General features: G+C 73.0%; 4 protein-coding genes. All 4 read right to left on the bottom strand.

All coding sequences use genetic code 11. The features are described from left to right. Position 1 precedes the first annotated feature (1 nt). Complete coding sequence (locus AC069H_RS18590) at positions 2–6,937, bottom strand: amino acid adenylation domain-containing protein (protein ID WP_478233140.1); 6,936 nt, start codon at positions 6,935–6,937, stop codon at positions 2–4. Further along, positions 6,934–15,033, bottom strand: a complete 8,100-nt coding sequence (locus AC069H_RS18585; protein ID WP_478233139.1) for an amino acid adenylation domain-containing protein — start codon at positions 15,031–15,033, stop codon at positions 6,934–6,936. Before AC069H_RS18585 ends, AC069H_RS18590 begins: the two co-directional genes overlap by 4 nt. 133 nt (positions 15,034–15,166) lie before the next feature. Further along, on the bottom strand, positions 15,167–17,614 hold the full coding sequence (locus AC069H_RS18580) for an ATP-binding protein (protein WP_478233138.1): 2,448 nt from the start codon (positions 17,612–17,614) through the stop codon (positions 15,167–15,169). A 588-nt stretch (positions 17,615–18,202) separates the two neighbouring features. Then, positions 18,203–21,625: an ALF repeat-containing protein gene (locus AC069H_RS18575; RefSeq protein ID WP_478233137.1), complete on the bottom strand. Its 3,423-nt coding sequence runs from the start codon at positions 21,623–21,625 to the stop codon at positions 18,203–18,205. Positions 21,626–21,659: the final 34 nt, after the last annotated feature.

Genomic DNA, 21,659 nt, shown 5'->3' with positions numbered 1-21,659 from the left:
GTCACCGCGCCAGATTCCGGTCGGCGAGCGCCTGCACCCGGTCGAGGTCGGCGTCGATCTCCGCCGGTGGCGCCGCGTCCGGCAGCAGGTCCTCGATGTCGCGCAGCGGCCGGTACCGCAGCCCGAGCACACCCCACACCACCAGCACGGCACCGGAGACCACCATCAGCGTGGCGAAGCCGCCGAGCCGGTCGGCGAGCGGTCCCGCGGTCAGGAACCCGAGCGGCTGCATGGCGGTCGCCAGCATGACGTTGATCGCCAGCACCCGGCCCTGCAGCTGCTGGCCGACCTTCGTCTGGACGATCGACAGCCAGTGCGCGTTGCCGATGCTCATGCAGGCCAGCCGCACGAACAGGCCGGCGGCGACCACGAACACCGACGGCCACGCCCCCATCAGCGCCACCCCGAGCCCGGAGCCGATGACGAACGCGATCATGCCGGTGGCACGGCGGGTGGTGCCGCCCCAGGTGACCACGACGAGCGCGCCGACCGCGGCGCCGATCCCGCCGACGGCACTGACCACACCCAGTTCGCCCGTCGAGCCGATCGACAGGACCAGCGGGGTGAGCCCCACCCACATCACGGCGGTGAAGTAGTTGACCACCGCGAAGTAGCCGATCATCACCAGCAGCGGTTTGCGGCGCAGCACGAACTTCCATCCGCCGGTGACCGCCCTCGCGAACGGTTCGGCCTGGGTGAAGAACATCCGGTTCGGGAACCGCACCAGTACCAGGGTGGTCACCCCGATCGCGAACGTGGCGACGTCGGCCACGACGACCGCGGTCAGTCCGGACAGTCCCATGAGGACACCGCCGAGGACCGGCCCGAGTATCGTGCCGAGCCCGGCGCCCATGTCGGCGAGCGCGTTGGCCTGCGGCAGGTACGGCTTCGGCACCAGCTGGGCGATCGCCGCCAGGTAGGCGGGCCGGTGGAACGCCGACGCCACCGACATGACCCCGACGATCACGCAGACGGCCACGAGGTCGAGCCGTCCCAAGGCGACCAGCACGGCGAGCGCGGCCATCGCCGCGCCGCTCGTCAGGTCGCAGCACAGCATGATCCGCCTGCGGTCCACCCGGTCGGCGAGCGCGCCGCCGACCGGGGTCAGGAGCATGCTCGGCACGCGGGCGAGCAACACGACCAGCGCGAGGTCGATGACGCGTCCGCTGAGCTGGTAGGCCCACACGCCGAGCGCGAACGCGCTCAGTTCGTTGCCGATCATCGACACGGCTTGGCCGCCCGCCACGGTGTAGAACGCGCGGAGCCCGCGCCGGGTCGCGGTCGCGGCGACCGGGACGTCGCCGACTTCCGGCGGCAGGTCACCGGCGGCCCAGCGGGGCAGCCGGTCCCGCAGCAGTGCGGCGACGTCGGCGGCCTGGTGGCGCAGGAAGTAGTGCCCGGCCCTGGGCAGCACGGCCAGCTCGACCCGGTCGGCGAACACACCCCACTCGCGGTACCGCTCCTGGTACAGCTCGGTCGCCGGGTCGCTCGACCCGACCACACACAGGATCGGCGCCGTGAGCCGGGGCGTCCGCCCGGCGTCCGGGTCGAGCGCGCCGCCGAACCACGCCTGCGCCTGTCCGGCGTCGTGCCGCAGCGCACGCAGCATCGCCGCGCTCGCGGTCTCGTCCATGTCGTCCAGCAGTCCGCCGGTGGCCCGCAGCGTGTCCCGGTAGAGCCGGTCCGCCACCCAGCGTTCGCGCGGGAACCGGCGCTGCAGCCAGGCGGAAAGCTTGCCCGGCAGGCGTGCGGAGGGGAAGCTGCCCGCCACGATCACTCCGGCGACGGTGCGGCCGTCGGCTTCGAGCCGGGCGGCGAGCGCGGTGGCCACCGCGGAGCCGACGCAGTGCCCGTACACCGCGACCGGGCCGGTGACGGTCCGGCCGATCTCGTCGGCCAGCAGGTCCACGACCTCGTCGACGGTGCGGAACGCCTCGTCGGGCCGGGCCACGTCGTGTCCGGGCAGTTCGACGGCGAGCAGGTCGATGTCCGGTGTGGCGGCGGCGAGTTCGGTGGCCAGAGGCTGGAACACCGCGGCCGAGCCGCCGCCGTAGGGCACGCAGACGAGCGTCACGTCCGGTGTGCCCGCGCGGGCGGGGGAGAGACGGTGCAGCAGGCGCCCGTCGCCGGTCTCCTGCCCGGCGTCGAGATGAGCCGCCAGTTCGCGGACGGTCGGGTGCAGGAACAGGTCGATGACCCGAAGCCGCTCGTCGATCAGCCGGACCGCGCGGACCGCGGTGAACGAATGGCCGCCGAGGGCGAAGAAGTCGTCGTCCGCACGGACGTCGGGTACATCGAGCACCTGTGCCCACACCTTAGCGACGCGTTGCTCGGTCGGCGTTTCCGGCGCGCCCGATCCGGTCACCGGCGCGGCAAGGGGCCTGTCGGTGGGCTCGGTGACCGGGCGGGACCCGGCGCGGGCCGGGCCGACCGCGGCGACCGGCTGGTCCACATTGGACAGCAAGCCGGTCAGGAGTGCCTGGAAGTCGGCGACGATCCCTTCCGCGGTGCCGGCGTCGAAGAGGTCGGCCCGGTAGGCGAGGCCACCGAGGTAGGTGTCGCCGTCGTTGACCAGCACCATGCTGAGGTCGAACTTCACCTGTTCGCCCGCGTCGCGGACGGCCGTCACTTCGACACCCGGGATGGCGGGCGGTGTCGCCGGCTGGTCGAGGACGTTCAGCACTACCTGGAAGATCGGCGTCGCGGCCACGGACCGCTCCGGCCGCAGCCGCTCGATGATCCCTTCGAGGGGTGTCTCGGCGTGCGCGAACGCGCCGAGCACGGTCTCGCGGGACCGGCCGAGCAACTCGCGCACGGTCGGGTCGCCGCCGAGGTCCGTGCGCAATACGAGCGTGTTCACGAAACAGCCCACCGTCGACTCGACGTCCGGGTGATGCCGTCCGGACTCCGGTACGCCGACCGCGACGTCGTCGGTCCCGGCGCGGCGGCCGAGCAGTTCCTGCCAGCAGGCCAGCAGCACCATGAACGGCGTCACGCCCGCCTCGGCCGCGACCTGCCGGACGCGTGCGGTGAGCGCGGCCGGGAGGGCGAACCGGACGTGCCCGCCGGACCAGTCGGCCACCGCCGGGCGGGGCCGGTCGGTCGGCAACGCGAGCAGCGGCGGCAGCCCGGACAGGCGGTCGCACCACCAGTCCAGGTCCTCGTCGCGCCCGCGGGCGGCCAGCCAGGCGGCGTAGTCCGCGTACTGGACGGGCAGGGCCGCGTCGGGTGCCGATCCCGCGAGCCGGGCGGCGTACGCGTCGGCGAGGTCCTTGCCGATGACGCCGCGCGACCAGTTGTCCGTCGCGATGTGGTGCACGGTGAGCGCGAGGACGTGCTCATCGGCGGCGATCCGGAACAGCGAAGCCCGCAGCGGCGGCTGCCGGTCCAGCGCGAACGGCCGCGCCAGCTCGGCCCGGCACGCCGCGTCCACCCGGTCGGCCGCGATGTCCACAATGGACACGGGCACGCGGTCGGCGGGCACTGGCACGGCCACCGGGGTGCCGTCCCGCTCCTCGATCACGCTGCGCAGGACGGTGTGCCGTGCGGCGACGTCCCGGACCGCGAGCGCCATCGCCGTCGCGTCCAGCGGCCCGCGCAGCCGCAGCACGAGATCGGCGTGATAGGCCGACCCCGGGCCGAGTAGTTCGAGAAACCACAGCCGCGCCTGCGCGGACGACAGCGGCGCGGGTGCTTCGGGGTCCGGCCGCACGGGGATGGGCGCCCCGCCGAACACGCCGCCCGGGTCGGCGGCCAGCGCGGCGGCGAGGTCGGCCAGCACCGGGTGCTCGAACACCGTGCGCACGGCGACGTCGCGGCGCAGCGCCTCTCCCAGCCGTCCCGCCACGCGCACCGCGGCGAAGGAATGACCGCCCACGGCGAAGAAGTCGTCGTCAGCGGCGACGTCGGCGACACCGAGCACGTCGCCCCAGACCCGCGCCACGAGCCGCTCGGCCGGGGTCGCCACCGGCCGCCGCGCGGCAGGCTCCCGCTCGGCCGCGTCGGGTAGCGCCGCCCGGTCGATCTTGCCGTTCGCGTTGAGCGGCAAGCGGTCCAGGATCGAGAGCGAGCCCGGCACCATGTAGTCCGGCAACCGGTCACGCAGCGCCCGCCGCACGGCCGGGACCGCGAGATCGGCACCCGGCGCGGGCACCAACCACGCCGCGAGCCTGCGGTCCAGACCGGCGCCGACCGGCAGCACCACGGCCTCGGCCACCCCGTCGACGTCGCGGAGGGCGGCGGTGACCTCGCCCAGTTCCACCCGGTGGCCGCGCACCTTCACCTGGTCGTCGGCGCGGCCGAGGAACTGCACGGTGCCGTCGGCACGGACACGCAACAGGTCGCCGCTGCGGAAGCACCGCACGCCGGTGCCCAGCGGATCGGGTACGAACCGGGCCGCGGTCTGCGTGTCGTCGCCCAGGTAGCCGCGGGTGATCTGCGGCCCGCCGATCACCAGTTCGCCGGTCATGCCGTCGGGCACGACCGCGCCGCGCGCGTCGACGAGATGGCCGACGACCCCGGGCAGTGGCGTGCCGAGTGGCACGTATCCGGTGCGCTCGGGCGGCGGGACGGCCGCCACGTCGCACGTCATCGAGATCATCGTGCTCTCGGTGTGCCCGTAGTGGCTCTGCACCCGCAGACCGGGACGGGCCGCCTCGACTCGCTCGACGAGCGACCACGGGCACGCCTCGCCGGCGAGGATCAGCAGCCGCCTCGGCAGCACGGAGGCCAGATCTCCATGCCGGGCAAGGAGTTCCAGGTGGCTGGGCACGCACTTGAGCACGTCGACCGGATGCTCGGCCAGATACCCGGCGAAGGCTTCCGGATCCATCGCGGTGTCCCGGTCGACCAGGTGGACGGTGCCGCCGGTGGTCAGCGCGCCGTACGCGCAGGTGAGACCGAAGTCGGCCGCCGGGGTGGAGACGACCGCGAACGACGCGCCCGCCACGTCGCCGAGCCGGGGCAGCATGCCCGACAGGTAGTGCGCGACGTTGCGGTGCTCGACCGCGACCCCCTTCGGCGCACCGGTCGAACCGGACGTGAAGATCACGTGGATCAGGTCGTGCCCCGCGACCGGGACGTCCAGCCGGGTGCTGGGCTGGGCAGCGACCGCATCGTCGACGGTCAGCACCGTGACCCCGGGAACGGTGATGTCGAGGCCTGGCTCGGCGAGCAGGATCCGCGCGCCCGCGGTGGCGAGGATGGCGGCCACCCGCGCCTGTGGATAGGTGGTGTCCATCGGCAGGTACGCGCCGCCGGACTTCATGATGCCCAGCACCGCGCACGCCACGTCCGTGCCCTGTTCGAGCAGCAGCCCGACCGGCTCGTCGGCATGGACGCCGAGCGCTCGCAGCCGGTGCGCGATCCGGTTGGCGCGTTCGTCGAGCCGCCGGTAGGTGAGCGTGCCGGTCGCGCCGACCACGGCGACCCGGTCCGGGCAGTGGTCGGCGGTGTCCTCGATCAGCGTGTGCACCGGGCGGAGTCCGGTCCGCTCCGGTTCCGGTCCCGCCAGCGCCGGGGAGGTGACGACCTCGATGGGTACGTCGGCCACCGGCCGGTCGAGGTCCGCGGTGATCCCGTCGACGAGCGTGACGAACCAGCGGGCGATCCGCTCCGCGGTGCCCCGGTCGAACAGGTCGGTGCGGTAGGCCAGCCCGCCCGAATAGCCATCGCCGGACCGGGACAGCGCGAGGTTCAGGTCGTACTTGACGCTGCGCACCGGCGGTTCGGTGACCCGGGCGGCCAGACCGGGCAGCTCGGGTGCCCGCGACGGTTCGTCGAGCACGTTGAGCATGACCTGGAAGACCGGCGACGCGTCGAGCCCGCGCCGGGGCGCGACCCGCTCCACGATCCGCTCGAACGGCACGTCCGTATGCGCGAACGCGTCGAGCACCGTGTCCCGGGCGGCGGCGAGCAGTTCACGGCCGGTGGTCGCCCCGGCCAGGTCGGTGCGCAGCACCAGCGTGTCGACGAAGCAGCCGACGACCCGTTCGGCGTCCGGATGGCGCCGGCCCGACTCCGGTACCCCCACCGGCACGTCGGTCGTCCCGGCCAGCCTGGCGAGCAGGGTCTGCCAGCACGCCAGGAACACCATGAACGGGGTGGCGCCGGTGGTGCGGCCGATCTCCCGCAGCCGCGCGGTGAGCGCGGCGGGCACTTCGACTTCGACCTCGGCGCCCTCGTCCCCGGCCACGGCCGGACGGGGCCGGTCGGTCGGCAGCTCCAGCACCGGAGGGAGCCCGGCGAGCCGCTCGGACCACCAGTCCAGGCCGGACTCGGCGGTGTCCGGCCTGGAACCGTTCCACGCCACCAGATCCGCGTACTGGAGAGCCGGTGGCGGCGGCAGGTCGCGGACGCCGAGGCGGGCCGCGTAGCAGGCGGCGAGGTCGTCGAGCACGACGGCGACCGACGGGGCGTCCATCGCGATGTGGTGGAACGTCAACGCCAGCACCCGCCGGTCGGCGGTGACCCGGAAGACCACGGCCCGCATAGGTGGCATGTCCTCGAGCGCGAACGGACGGGTGGCCTCGGCGGCCACCGCAGCGTCCAGCTCCGCCGCCGTGACGTCCACAGTGGACACCGGGACGGCGGGCCCGGCGCACCGCATCGGCTCGCCGTCGATCTCCCGGTACACGCCGCTGAGCACGTCGTGGCGGTCGGCGACGTCACGGACCGCGGCGAGCAGCGCGGTCTCGTCGGCCGGTCCCGTCAGCTCGAGCACGAGCGGCAGGTTGTAGGCGTGGCCGCCGGGTTCGAAGCGGGCCAGGAACCACAATCTGGCCTGCGCGGGCGACAGCGGCACCGGCGACCCGTCGCGGGGGAGCCGGGGGATGGCGGGCTCCGCGGCGGGGGCGCCGCCACGCAGTGCGGCGGTGGCACGGTCGGCGAGCAGCTCACGCATGCGTCGCTGCGCGGGAGTGGCCAGCGAGTCGGTCATACCGTGCTCCCCGTCGGGACACCGATGGCGTCGTCCTCCGCCAGTGCGGTCATCGCGATCCGTTCCAGTTCCGCGGCGAACTCCCGCAGCACCGGCCGGTCGAACAGGCACCGCACCGGGACGGCGAAACCGAGCGCCTCGCCGAGGCGGCCGACGACCTTGGTCGCGGCGAGCGAATGTCCGCCGAGGCCGAAGAAGTCGTCCAGCGCGCCGACCCGCTCTCGGCCGAGCACCTCGGCCCAGATCACCGCGACGAGCTCCTCGACCGCCGACGCCGGTGGGCTGTCCGGTCGCGCCGGTGCCGAGGGTGCGGGCAGCGCGGCGCGGTCCACCTTGCCGGTCGCCGTGGCCGGGAACGCGTCGAGCGGTACCCACCGGTGCGGCACCGCGTAGTCGGGGAGTCGTCCGCGCAGCACGGCCGCCACCGCTTCGGTGTCCACAATGGACGGAGTGAGGTAGCCGACGAGATGTGGTTCGCCTTCCCCAGCACGCACCACGACCACCGCGTCGGTCACTCCGGCGACCGTGCGCAGCACATGCTCCACCTCGCCGAGTTCCACCCGGTTGCCGCGGATCTTCACCTGGTGGTCGGCGCGGCCGTGGAACTCCAGAACGCCGTCGGCGCGCCAGCGGACCAGATCGCCGGTGCGGTAGGAGCGGACCCCGTGCAACGGGTCGGTGCCGAAGGCGGCCGAGGTCTGCTCCGGGTGGTCTCGGTAGCCCGGTGTCACGCCAGCGCCGCCGATGCGCAACTCGCCGACCGCGCCGGGAAGCGCGGCCTGGCCGAACGGGTCGACGACCGTGAGCAGGGTGCCGCGGATCGGTCCGCCGATCGGTAGCGGCCGGTCGGCGGCCAGGTCGGCGGTGGTCACGAGATGGGTGGTCGCGGTGATGGTGGTCTCCGTGGGGCCGTAGCAGTTGCGCACGCTCGCGACCCGGGCGGTGAGCTGCCGTGCCAGTGCGACGTCGAGGGCTTCACCGCCGGAGAGCACGTGCAGTCCCGGCAGATCGGGAAGTCCGGCGGCGACGAGCATCCGCAAGGTGGTCGGGGTCGGGTTGAACCGGGTCGCGCCGGTCGCGACGAGCCGCCGTACCAGCGCGTGTCCGTCGACGGCACAGTCCCGGTCGGCGATCGCGCAGTGCGCGCCCGCGGTCAGCGTCGTCCAGATCTCGCCGGTGGCCGTGTCGAACACGAGCGGCGCCACCGCGAGCCACGTGTCGGCAGGCCGCACGTCGGTGACTTCGCGGAAGGCATGGACCAGCGCGGAGAGGTTCCCGTGCGTGACCGCGACGCCCTTCGGCCTGCCGGTCGAGCCGGACGTGTAGAGGACGTAGGCGAGGTCGTCCTGGCTTGGCTCTCGCAGCGCGCGAGTGTCCGTGACGGGGGTGTCGAGGTCCACGACGGTCAGGTGCGGCAGCGCGGCGCGGGCCACTTCCAGCGCGTGGCCGCGGGCGGCGACGACCCGGATTCCGGCGTCGGCGGCGAGCGCCGCGATCCGGTCCGCGGGATGGCCGGGATCCAGTGGCAGATACGCACCACCCGCCCGCCACACCGCGAGCAGCCCGGCGGGCAGGTATTCGTCGCGGGGCAGGCACACGCCGACCACCTCCCCGGTGGTGACACCCGCGGCGAGCAGACCGCGGGCGCCCTGTGCCGACCAGGTGGCCAGGTCCGCATAGGACAGTCGCCCGGCAGGCGACGACGTCGCCACCGCGTCCGGCCGTTGCGCGAGCACGTCGGTCACCACGGTTCGCGTGGCGGGCAAAGGTTTACCGGTGCCCCAGGCGAGCAGTTCGGCGCGTTCCGCGTCGTCCAGTATGTCCAGTGTGGACAGTGCCGCGCCCGGATCGGCGGTGAGCCGGTCCAGCAGGGTGCCGTACCAGCGGGCCCAGCGTTCGATCGTGGTCCGGTCGAACAGGTCGGTGCGGAACACGAGCCTGCCGGTGTAGCCGTCGCCGGTGCGGGCGAGGTCCAGGTTCAGGTCGTACAACGCGGTGGCGACCGGTTGCGGCAGCACCGTCACGGCCAGGTCGCCGAGCGCCGCGGTCGGCTGCTCGTCGAGGACGTTCATCATCACCTGGCACACCGGGGTGCTCGCCGCGTCCCGCTCGGGCGCGAGCCGCCGCACGACCTCGTCGAACGGCACGTCGGCGTGCGCGAACGCGTCGAGTACCGCGTCGCGTGTCCTGGTCACGAGGTCGAGGCCCGACCGGGCGTCGGCCCCGAGGTCGGCACGGACGGCCACGGTGTCGACGAAGAAGCCGACCATCCTGGCCAGCTCGGCGGAGCGGCGGCCGCTGTGCGGCACCGCGACCGCGAGGTCCCGTACTCCGGCCAGCCGGGCGAGCAGCAGCTGCCAGGCCGCGAGCAGGATCGTGAACGGGGTGGTCCCGGTGTCGTTCGCCAGGGCGTGGACCCGGCCGGTGACGAGCGGGGACAGCCGGACCGGGACCTCGTCGGCCGTCCAGTCCGCGACGGCGGGGCGGGGCCGGTCGGCGGGCAGGCGCAACGCGGGCAAATCCGCCAGCTGCCGTTCCCACCAGTCGAGCCCCTCGGGCCGGTCCTGTTCGCGTTCCCGCGTGGCGTGGTCGGCGTACTGGATCGCCGGTGGCGACGGCCAGTCGTCGGGTTCCGTGCGGTAGAACTGGTCCACTTCGGACAGCAGGAGCCGTTGGGAGACCGCGTCGGTGGCGATGTGGTGGCAGGTAAGGGTCAGCACGTGGTGGTCCGGTGCGAGCCGGAACAGGACCACGCGCAGCGGTGGCGCGCCGTCCAGCGCGAACGGCCGCCGGATCTCGGCCGCCACCGCCGCGTCCGTCTCCGGCTCTGTAATGTCTACAGTGGACAGTGGTATGGCATCGACCGGCCCGAGGAGCGCGACCGGCTCCCCGTCGATCTCGGTGAACCGGCTGCGCAGCACGTGATGGCGAGCCGTGAGCGCACGGATCGCGCGGTACAGCCGCGACTCGTCCAGCACGCCCCGGATCCGCAGCACGGTGGGGGAGTTGTAGGCGGCGCTGCCCGGGTCGAGCTTCGCCGCGAACCACAGCATGCGCTGCGCCGAAGACAGCGGCGCGGGTGCGTCCGGGTCCGTGCGGACGACGAGCGGGCGGTCGTCGCAAGCGGCTTCCTCGTCGAGCCGTGCGGTGAAGTCGGCGAGCACCGGGTGGTCGAACACCATGCGGACGGTGACCCGGCGTCTCAGCCGGGTGTGCAGGAGGCCGACCACCCTGGTCGCCGCCAGCGACCGGCCGCCGAGCGCGAAGAAGTCGCTGTCCGGGCCGATTCTCTCGTCGAGTTCGAGGCATTCCCGCCACACCTGTGCGACCACCGCCTCGGCATCCGACAGCGGCGCGGTCGCGGCCGGTCGGGCGACGGGCGCCGACGGGAGCGCGCGCCGGTCGAGCTTTCCGTTGGGCAGCAAGGGGAGCGTGTCCAGGGTGCGCCACGAACTCGGCACCATGTACGTGGGCAGCAGCCGCCGCGCCTGTCGCTCGACGGCCGCCGCGTCGACGGTCGCGGGGGTGAGGTAGCCGATCACGTGCGCGTCCACGCCGTCCGCGGCCACCGTCACCGCCGCGTCGTCCACATCGGACAGTCCGCGCAGCACCGACTCGACCTCGCCGAGCTCGAACCGGTTGCCGCGCACCTTCACCTGATTGTCGGCGCGGCCGAGGAACTCCAGTGTCGCGTGATCCTGTTGCCTTGCGTCCGCTGTGGATCCACGTGGTTCCTGGCAAGACGGAGAAAAGTCGCTCGTACTGGACGTACTTGGGCTTTTCTCCGACGCAGCAAGGGGCCGCGTGGGCCGCAGCGGCGTAAGGCAAGCAGGGTCACGCGACACTGGTGCCGTGTCCGGCCGCCACCGGACCAGGTCGCCGGTGCGGTAGCAGCGCTCGCCTGGCCGCATGGGGTCGTCGACGAACGCGGACGCGGTCAGTTCGGGCCGTGCCCGGTAGCCGGTCGCGACACCGGCGCCACCGATCCACAGCTCACCGATCGCGCCGGGCGGCGCGAGCCTGCCCGCCTCGTCCATGACGTACAGCCGGGCGCCCGGCGTCGGCGAACCGATCGGGACCCGGTCCCGGTCGTGGCCGGTGACCCGGTGCGCGGTCGCCGCGACCGTGGTCTCCGTCGGGCCGTAGCCGTTCCACAGCTCGCCGACCAGCGGCAGGGTTCGTGCGGCGAGGTCCGGGTCGAGCACCTCGCCGCCGAGCAGCAGCCGCAGCGCGGGGTCACCCGCCCAGCCCGCGGCGAGCAGCATCCGCAGGCTCGTGGGGGTCAGATCGACGACCGTGACGCCGCCCTCGGCGATCCGCCGCGCGAGCAGGTGGCCGTCGACGGCGCTGTCGCGATCGGCGACGACGCAGCGCGCGCCGGTGGCGAGCGGCCACCACAGTTCCTCGGCTGACACGTCGAAGGCGAGCGGCGCGAGCGCGAGCATCGCGTCGTCCCGCGTCATGCCGGGGCGGAGCCCGCGGGACCGGACGAACGCGTGCAGGTTCGCGTGGCTGATCTCGACACCCTTGGGCCGCCCGGTCGACCCCGACGTGTACAGCACGTAGGCGAGTGCGTCGCCGTCCGGCAGCACCGGCTCGAAGGGCACTCCGTCGGTCCGGTCGGCACCGACCACGCACAGGCCTGGCACGGCGTCGGCGATCTCCGACGCCACCGGCTGGGCGCCGCCACGAGTGAGCACGACCCGCAGGCCGGCCTCGCTCGCGAGCCGGGCCAGCCGCGCGACGGGTTGCTCGGTGTCGAGCGGCAGATACCCCGCACCTGCCCGCCACACGGCGAGCAACGCGGCGGGCAGGAACTCGTCGCGCGGCAGGCACACTCCGATCGTGTCCCCGGCCGCCACCCCGGCCGCGGCGAGGACGCGCGCGATCCGGTCGGCGTGGCCTACCAGTTCCGCGTACGTCAGCTGCCCGCCCTCAGCGGACACCGCGACCGCGTCCGGTGTCCTCGAAGCGTTGCGCCACACCGCGTCCGGCACACCACCCGCGTCGTCGGCGGGCAGCGCGGGGCCGGTTCCCCACCACGTCAGCTCGGCGAGTTCCCCGTCCGCCGCCAGTGACAGCGCGGACAGGGCGATGTCCGGTGTGGACACCGCGGCGTGCAGAAGGTGCAGCAGGGAACGGGTGAACCAGCGGGCGCGGTCGGGGGCGAGCCACGACGGGTCGTGCTCGACGATCAGCTCGGCGCCGCCCACGGTGGCGTTCACGAACACCGTCAGCGGAGTGTGGCTGCCGCCGGTCGGCAGCTCACCGAGCAGGTCCAGCCGCGTGTCCGGCCCGTGCGCCGACAGCGGGATGCCGTCCGGCTGCACCGCGATCGACACCGGCGTGAGCGGTACCCCGGCCGGCCGGTCGCCGCCCCACAGTCCGGCGAGTTCACCGCTGGGCAGGCCCTGATGGTCGATGGCGTGCGCCGCCGTGGTCATGGCCGCGCGCAGCAGGTCGCGGAACGACGTGCCCGCCTCGATCCGTAACCGGACCGGCAGGACGTCGACCAGCGGCCCGACGGTGTGTTCGAGCTCGGGCCGGTCCCGGTGCGCGGCCGCCATCCCCAGCAGCACGTCCTGGCCGCGTACCAGCTCGCCGACCAGCACCCCCAGCGCCGACAGGTACACCGCGAACGGCGTCACCCCGGTCGCTTCGGCGAGCGCGCGCACCGCCGACCCCAGCGACTCGGGCAGTGGCGTGCTGATCCGCTCCCCGGCGAAACGCCGCCGTCCGTGCACGACGCGGTCGAACAGGGCGTCCGGCGGGATCGCTCCCGCCAGCTCGCCCGACCAGTACGCCGCCACCCGGTCTCGTTCACCGGGCACTTCCGCGAGCGCGCGTTCCCGCAACGCCACTGCACCGACCTGTGCGAAGGAAGCAAGGGGCGCGCCGGCCAGTTCCGCCATGAGCACGCCGATGGACGCGCCGTCGGTGGCGATGTGGTCGGACACGACGATCAGGTCGGCCACGTCGTCGGCGAGGCGGAGCAGCGTGATCCGCAGGAGCGGCGTGTCCCGGGTGAGGTCGAACGCGTGCCGGGCGGCGGCCGCGGCCAGTTCCCCGGCACGGCGGTTCGCGTCGGCGAGCCCGCGCAGGTCGTGCACGTCCACCCGCACCGGCACCGGCGGGCCCACCACCATGACCGGTTCGCCGTCGTGGTCGCTGATCGTGCCGCGCAGCACCTCGTGCCGCGCGACGATTCCGTCCGCGGCGGCCCGCAGCGCGGGCACCGAAACCCGCCCACGCAACCGCAGCCGCCACGCGACGGTCGTTGCCGTGCCGGTCGAGCCGAGCTGGGCGAGGGTCCACAGATCCCGTTGCGTGCCGGTCAGTGGGTAGTACTCCCGGTCCGGGTGTGCCTCCAGCGCCACCGAGGACGCCGCGGCCGGGGCGTCGGCGAGCCGCCGCGCGACCGCCGCCACCGTGCCGTCGGAGAGGAATTCCGCCAGCGTCACCACCCGGCCGGTGCTCTCCCGCAGCCGCGTGACCGCACGAGCCGCGGCGAGGGAGTGCCCGCCCGACTCGGAGAACCGGTCGTGCACACCGATTCCCGGCAGCCCGAACGCGGTCGCGACCACCTCGGCGACCAGCCGCTCGGCCTCGGTGCCCGGGGCGGCGTACTCGGTGTCCCCGCGGTCGAACACCCACGCCGCCAGCGCGGTCCGGTCCGCCTTTCCGGTCGTGCCGAGCGGGATCGCGTCGAGCACGGCGATCCGTGACGGCACCAGGTGCGCGGGCAGCCGCGACCGCAGCCACCGCGACAACTCCGGCTCGGACACCCCGTCACCGGCCGGTTCGACGAACCCGACGAGCCTGCGCTCCCCGTGTTCGTCGGCAGGCGCGAGCACCACGGCGTTGCCGACGGCCGGATGGGTGAGGAGCGCCGCCTGGACCTGTCCCGGTTCGATCCGGAAGCCACGCACCTTCACCTGGTCGTCGGCGCGGCCGACGAAGTGGTGCACGCCGTCGCGGCGCCGGACCAGGTCACCGGTGCGGTAGTGCCGGACGCCGCGGGAGTCGGCCACGAACTTCTCGGCCGTCAGCTCCGGCTGCCCCAGGTACCCGCGGGTCACGAGCGTCCCGCTGACCCACAGTTCACCGACCTCGTCGTCGCCGAGCGCGCGACCGTCGGCGTCCCGCACCGAGAACGCGGCGCCGGGAAGCGGGGTTCCGATCGGCGGGTCGTCCATCCCGTCCCGGGCGACCTCGTGGCACGAGCAGTTCACGGTCGCCTCGGTCGGGCCGTAGCAGTTCACGATCCGCCGCACGCCCTCGTTGGCGTAGAGGCGGTCGACGAGCGACCGGTGCAGTGCCTCGCCCGCGATCGCGACGGTCCGCACCGAACGCGGCAGCGGTGTGCGCGCCAGCACCGCCAGCACGGACGGCACGCCCTGGACGAACGTCACCTCGTCCCGTGCGGCCAGTCCGGGCAGCGCGAGCAGGTTCTCGGCGAGCACCAGGCTCCCGCCGGTCACCAGGGGCGGGAACACCTCGGCGACGGACGCGTCGAAGCAGACCGACGCGGCGCCGAGCACGCCACGCAGTTCGTCGTCGCCGTAGGTCGCGGCCGCCCACGCCAGCAACGCGAGCACGTTGCGATGCTCGACCTGGACACCTTTCGGCCTGCCGGTGGAGCCGGACGTGTAGATCACGTACGCGAGGTCCGTGCCGGAACCCGGGACACCGGGGGAGGTCGTGGGCGATGCGGCGACGTCCCCGACGGCCAGCACCGGCACGCCGGCGTCCGCGAGCGCGACCGGATCCGGTTCGTCCGCCACCACCAGCGACAGTCCGGAGTCCGCGACGACCGACGCGCCGTGCGCCGGGGGAGCGGACGGGTCCAGCGGGACGTACGCGCAGCCCGCCTTCAGCACCCCCAGCAGTGTGGGCACCAGCCACCGGCCGCGGCGCAGGCACACGCCGACCAGGTCTCCGCGAGCAACCCCACGGCGGAGCAGGGCGTGCGCGACCGTGTTCGCGACCTCGTCCAGCCGGGCGTAGCTCAGCCGCTCGTCGCCCGCGACGAGCGCACAGCGGTGGGGTGTCCTTCTCGCCTGCTCCTCGAACGCCTCGTGTACCCGTTCGAACACACCCAGATCTACCCGCAACCCGCTGAACCCCCTCGTGACCCGGCCGGACTTCACAGGCCTCGGCAGATTGAACTTCCGGTTCGGCGCCCGGTCCAGGAATTCCGACCGGAACAATGCGGACGGCAAGTTCCGGTCACGAAGCCACCATCGCGATGCCCATCGCGTCGTAAAGCGACCGCGCGCGTTCGCGGTACGGCCTGGCCTTGTCCGGAGCCCCTACGTCGTCGTGGGTCGCGGCGATACCGGTCAGCGCGCGGGCCTCCTCGTGCGGTTCGCGGGTGAGCCGGGCGAGTTCGGCGGCCCGTGTGTAGTGCGCCAGCGCGGCCGACCGGTCGCCGCACGCCAGCGCGCTGTCCGCGAGCCCGTTGTGCACGAGGGTCTCCAGCGGCCGGATGCCGGTTGTCATCGCGATGTCGAGCGCCGCTTCCTGATGCAGGCGGGCCGCTGCCGCGTCGCCCTGCCGGAGATGCACCAGCCCGAGATAGGCCAGTGCGTACCCTTCGGCCTCCCGGTGACCTTCGGCCCTGCTGACCGTCAGCGATCGGTCGAGGTGGTCGTGGGCTTCCGCCCACCGGCCCAGCGCGCGGTACACGTCCCCGAGATTGTGCAGCGAGATCGCCTCGCTCAGCCGGTCACCGATGCTTTGGGCATTGGTCAGGCACTGCCGATAGCAGTCGAGAGCGGCGACCAGTTCGCCCCGGCGTTCGTGGACGAAGCCGAGGTTGGACAGCGAGCGTCCTTCGTTGAGGCGGTCGCCGGTCTCCTGGGAAACCGTGACCGCCTTGCTCAGGTGATCTGCCGCGTCGGCGTACCGGCCCAGCTGCGCGTACACGGTGCCGAGGGTGTTCAGCGCGCGGCCGGTGACGACCGGGCTCCCGTCGACGTCGAGGCAGCGGGTCAGGTGCGTCACCGCCTCGTCGAAATGGCCGAGCCTGGCGCAGATCGCGGCCAGATCGACGAGCGCCTGCTGGATGCCGATGGCGTCGCCCGCCCGCTGTGCCTCGGCGAGCGCGAGACGGTGCAGTGTGCGCAGGGCGCCGTAGTGACCGTGCACCCGCAACGCCTGCCACAGCACGGTCGAGAGGTCGCGGGCGTAGGTGTCGCCGGTGGCCGACGACTGTTCCGCGATGGCGATCAAGGTGGGCAGTTCCGCCGCCAGCCAGGTCGCCGCGTCGTCGGCGCCGGTGAACCTGATGTTCTCGGCGATCGGGGTGAGCAGCGGTCTTCGGTTGGGGTCGCCCGCCGTCAGCGACCCGGCCGCGTCGGCCGCCCCGGCCACACAGTGCTCGGCGAGGCGGCGCTGGGCCGCCGACCGCCGCTGCGCCGGTTCCTCGTCGGCGCGGCCGCGCGCGTAGTCGCGGACCAGGTCGTGGAATTCGAACCGTCCGTCCGCGCGGTGCGCGAGCAGCAGGTGGCTGTCGACGAGCGCGTCGAGGAGCCTGCCGGTCTCCGGCGGATCCGTGCCCAGCAGCGCCGCCGCCGCGGCGATATCCCAGTGCGGGCCGGGATGGAGTCCGAGCAGACGCAGGGCCGAGGCCACGTCGCCGGGTAGCGCGTCGTAGGACCAGGACAGCACGGAGGGCAGTGAGGTCGTCTTCTCTTCGGTGGTCAGTGCGGCGAGCCGGTCCCCGGCCGAACGCATCGAGGACGCCACGTTCGCCAGGTTCCGGTTGTGCGCGAGCCGCTCACCGACGATGCGCAAGGCGAGGGGCAGGCCGCCGCACCCCGACACCATGTCGGCGAGCGCGGTGCGGTCGGCGAACCTCCGTCCGTTGCCCGCCAACCGGTCGAGCAGGGAGAACGACTCCTGGTCGGTCAGCAGCGGCACCGGCACCCGGTGCGCGTCGGCGCTGATCGTCAGCCCGTGCAGTGCCGCGCGGCTCGTCACCACCACCGCGCAGCCCGCGTGGCCCGGCAGCAGCGGCCGGACCTGGTCCGCCGAGCGGGCGTTGTCCAGCACGATGAGGACCGAGCGGCCTGCCAGCACACTGCGCAGCGACGCGGCCCGGTCGTCGAGGTCGGCGGGCACGTCCGCCACGGGCACGCCGAGCGCCCGCAGGAACGACCGCAGCACCTCGCCCGGGTCGGCGGGCGCCCCCGGCCCGTACCCACGCAGGTTCGCGAACAACTGCCCGTCGGGGAAGTCCTGTTTGACCCGCTGCGCCCACTGCACGGCCAAGGAGGTCTTGCCGACCCCGGCCATACCCTCCAGTACCGCCACGACGACACCCCCGCCGTCCCCCTCGCCGAGGAGGGCGTCGAGCGCGTCTATCTCCCGCTGCCGCCCGATGAACGACGTGATACCAGAGGGCAGTTGCGCGGGCACCGAAGCGACCGGCGTTCTCGGGGCCGACACCGCGTCCGGGCAGTAGTGCCGCACGAACCGGCTCGCTTGCTCGCCCTGGAGACCCAGCCCCACCGCAAGCGCCTCCACCGAATGGCGCCGCGGCCGGGCGACCCGGCCGCGCTCGATGTTGCTGATGCTGCGCACCGTCAGCCCGGTGCGTTCCGCCAACTCCTCCTGGGTGAGCCCGGCTTCCCGCCTCGACTCACCCAGCAACGAACTCGGACGACGGTCCATTTTGCGGATGTTAGAGCGGGTGCGACGACGAAAAGCCGTGGTTCGCCGACGATTTTGATCGAAATTGGTCGAAAACGCCGGATCCTGCTCACGCTCAGTCCACACCGGAACACCATGAGGGGACGTCGGCGGAGCTGAGATGCATCCCGCCTGACTGTCCACAGGAGACACTTCCGCCAGATGGAATGTCCGGTTGATGGCGATATGCCTGATTTTAGGGTGAGGTAGTCGGGGCTGAAGGGGTCCTTCCCCTCGTCTCATGCGGTGAAGGGAGCTTTCCCCACATCGCATGACGCTGATGGGAAAGTCCCCTTCGGAGGGGTGATGCAAAGGTGGCGTGGGTCGTGAGTGGCGATTCAGGTCAGAACCCGAACGGTTTCTTGGGTACCTATGTGGATTCCGGCTGCGGTTGATCCCAGGCCCGGTCCGTGAAGGCCTCCTTGCCTACCCTGAGGGTTGGTAAGGAGGCCTTCACTACCGTGGTGATCGCCACTCGCGACCAACCCGAGGCATTCAAGATCAACTTGAGTCCCGGTGGCGCCTGCTCGCCCGGCGTGAGGTGGTCTACCAGGCCGCGGTCAGGCCAGGTCAGTCGAAGAGCCTGTGCACCCAGCCGATGGCGTCCTCCACCTTGTGATCCCCCCAAGCGCCGATCTCTTCGTAACGGTGCTCGAGCAAATTCTTCCCGATGGGCGACGTGCCGACCCGGAGGCTGCGGCCGTAGATCTCGATCGATCCGATCAGGGTGAGGCCGTGGTTCACCATCGCCTTGCCGAGGGCCGTGTGGAACTCCTTGCTTTCCCAGCCGTACGCGTAGCCGGACGTGCCTGCTGCGAGATATCCGGCATTGATGGACATGATCTTGAGTGCGCCGCTGACGACGTACAACTGCCAGGGCTTCCTGCTCATGCCGAACGTGGCGACCGCGATGATGCCGTCGATCAAGCCGGTTATGTCGGAAAGTCCGTTGTAATAGCGGGACATGAGTGCGGCGATGTCCCTGCTGTTCCAGGATTCGAACGGCCACACGGCGAAGATCGAGCAGTCGCCGCGCGCGTGGGGATCGTCGGTGCAGAGGTCACTGCCGGCGTCCTTGTGTTCCCGGGCCTTCATCCATGCCCGCTGCGCGGCGAGCGCGGCCTCGGCTTTCGCGGCCTCGGTGGCGATGAACCGTGCCCGGCTCGCCGCTTCCGCCGCCGTGGCAGCGTCCTGGCCTGCCTGGAGTGCGGATGCGCGGGCATTGTTCGCCGAGACCTGGGCGCTGCCGGCGTACCCGACCGCCCGGTCGGCGGAGTCGATGGCGCGCAACATCGAGTAGTTCGCCGCCCGCCGTGCCCGGTTCGCGACGGCCGCCGCGGCCGCCGCCTGCTCGGCGGAGCGCCGGGCGTCCGCGGCGGACTGCTCGGCGGCCGCGGCGTTGTTCGCGGCTTCAGTGGCGGACCGCTGGGCGTCCGCCGCGTACCCGGCCGCCCGGTTCGCCCAGGTGACCGCTTCGGCGGCGGCCTTCCTCGCCTCCGCCGCGGCCTTGGACGCCAGCGCCGCGTCCGCCAGCGCGTTCGACGCGATCCTGGCCGCGTGCGCGATGGCCGCCCGGATCGCGGCGACGTGGGCGGCCCGGTCCTGGTCGAGCTGAATGGTGTCGAACTGGGTGCCGACGACGAAGTTGTGGCGCATGTTGGTGGTGCCCGCGAGCGCGATCTGCGCCGCCGCCTTCGTGTACGGGCCGCCCTCGTTGAGCAGCCGATAAGCCTCGACCTGGTCGTCCTCGGCGGCCGCGTCGACGATGGCCACCTTGAGGAAGTGGTGCAACGCCGCGGCCGATCCGTCGTCCAGTGCCGCCTGCGCGGCGGTGCGCGTCGCCGTCCCGGGATTGCCGGCGAGGATGTCGAAGATCGCCACCCTGTTGTCCTCCGCCGCGGCCCCGATGGCGCCGGTCGTGAGGAATTCGGTGACCGCGGCGGGATCGTCGTTCTGCAGTGCCCGGGTGGCGGCGTCGGCGACCGCGACGGTCGCCACAGCGGCGACGGCGGCGACGGATTCGCTGTCGTCCTGGCGCTGTGACAGCACCCGGTCGGCGCGGAGCCAGGCGAGCACGTCCTCGTCGCCGCCCGCGACGGCGAATTCCGCCGCCGATCTCGTCCAGCTCCTGGTGACACCGTTGGTGATCAGTTTGAGCGCGGCCTGCCGTCCCAGTGTGACCGCTCGGCCGGTGTCGCCCTCCCGCAACGCGGTTTCGGCGCTTGCGATCAAGGTGCGGGTCGCTTCGTCGGTCAGTGCGCTCTGCGTTTGCTGCCGGGCGATTCTGGCTCGCCCGTCCGCCTCGGCCCGTGCGTCCCGCTGGGCGAGTTCCACGCCGAGTTCGGTCTCCTCGGCCAGCGAGGCGGTCTCGGCGTCCCTGGCCGCCTGCTCGACGGCTCGTGCCTGATTGACCGTGTCCATGGCCAGGGTGGCGGCCGCGACGGCGCGCTGGGCGGCGGCCGTCGACCTGTTGGCGTAGTCGATCGCCTGACCGGCGTGGTCGGCGGCCTCCTCCGCGGCGTCCGCCGCGGCGTCCGCGTGGTCGGCCGCGCTGTTCGCGGCGTCGCGCGCGGCGGCGGCCGCCGATGAGGCCTGGTTGGCGAACGCTCGCGCGGCGGCCGCCGCACGGTTGGCGCGCGCCGCCGCGGCGTTGGCCACGGCAGCGGCTTGACGGGCTTCCGCGGCCTCGGCCTGTGCCACCCCGGCGGCCGCCGCGGCGTCGGCCGACGCGTTCGCCGCCGATGCCGCGTCGGTCGCGGCGGCCGCGGCCGAGGTACCGGCCGAGACCGCGCTCCAGCTGGCGATTCGTGCCTGCTCGGCGGCGCGCGCGGCGTTACGCGCCTGGCCGGCGGCGTTGCGGGCGGTGACGGCGGCCTGCCGTGCGGCTGCCGCGGCGCTCGCGTTCTGGGACGCGGAGATGGCGGCGTTGTACGCGCGAGCGGCCGCCCGGCCCGCCGCGGCCGTGGCGTGCGCGGCGGCCTGGGAGGCGTAAGCGGCGCGGCGCGCGGCTTGCTGTGCGGCACGGGACGCGCTGATCGCGGTGGCCGCGCAGGAGGCCGCGCCCTTCGCCGCGCGGGCGGCGGCGTTGGCCGCCTTCGCCGAGCGGCGCACGTCGTTCTGCGCGGCGCGGGCCTCGGCCAGTGCGGCGAGTGCGGCCTGTTTCGCTTTGAGCGCCGCCTCTTTCGCGGCGTTGGACAGGGCAACGGCCTGGTCGGTGCACCGTTGCGCGATCCGGCCTTCCCGCTCGACGATCCCGACCAGCTGCTCGATGGTGGCGGCCTCTTCGTCGCGGGCACGCGCGATGTACTGGCCGGTGCGCAGGAACCAGTTGATCGCTCCCGGGGTACCGGAGTCGAGTGCCCGCTGGGCGTAGAGCTTCACCTGCGGTGAAGCCGTGGCGAGCATTTTGAAGACAAGGACCCGGTTGTCCTCGTCGTGGGCCGGGTACTGGCCGTCGTCGATGAACGCGGTGAACGCGGCGAGGGTGTTGGTGTTCAGCGCTTCGGTGGCCGCCCGCTGCACCGAGGTCCCACCCGTGTTCTTGATGGTCAGTACCTCGACCCGCTTGTCCTCGGTGACCGCGGCGGCGTAGCCGTCCTGCATGAAGCCCGACATCGCGGCGCCGCCGCCGTCCAGGGCGTTGCCGATCGCGCTGGTGGCCGCGCGGCCCGCGAAGGGCAGCGCGGCGAACAGGGCGAACTGGTTGTCTTCGTGGATGGCCGGCTGGAGCCGGTTGTTCAGGAAATCCGTGATGTCCGCGTCGGAACCGGCCAGCGCGGCCATCGCCTCGCGGCGCACCGCCTTGCCGCCGATTTTGTACTGCCACACGGCCCGCCCCCGGATGGTGTCCGGCAGCCCCGTCGCCGTCGGGTCGGCGGCGGCGAGTGCCGGAGGTGCCGTGGCGAGTGAGAGCCCGGCAGGCAATACGGTCAGGGCGGCGGCACCACCTAGCGCGTGAAGCGCTTGGCGTCTGGACCATTCGTTCGAGGACATCACGGATTTCCTTTCCAGAGCGGAGCTTGCTTCA

This window comes from Amycolatopsis sp. NPDC043887 (genome assembly GCF_056435665.1).
This window is presented reverse-complemented; position numbering and strand designations above follow the sequence as displayed.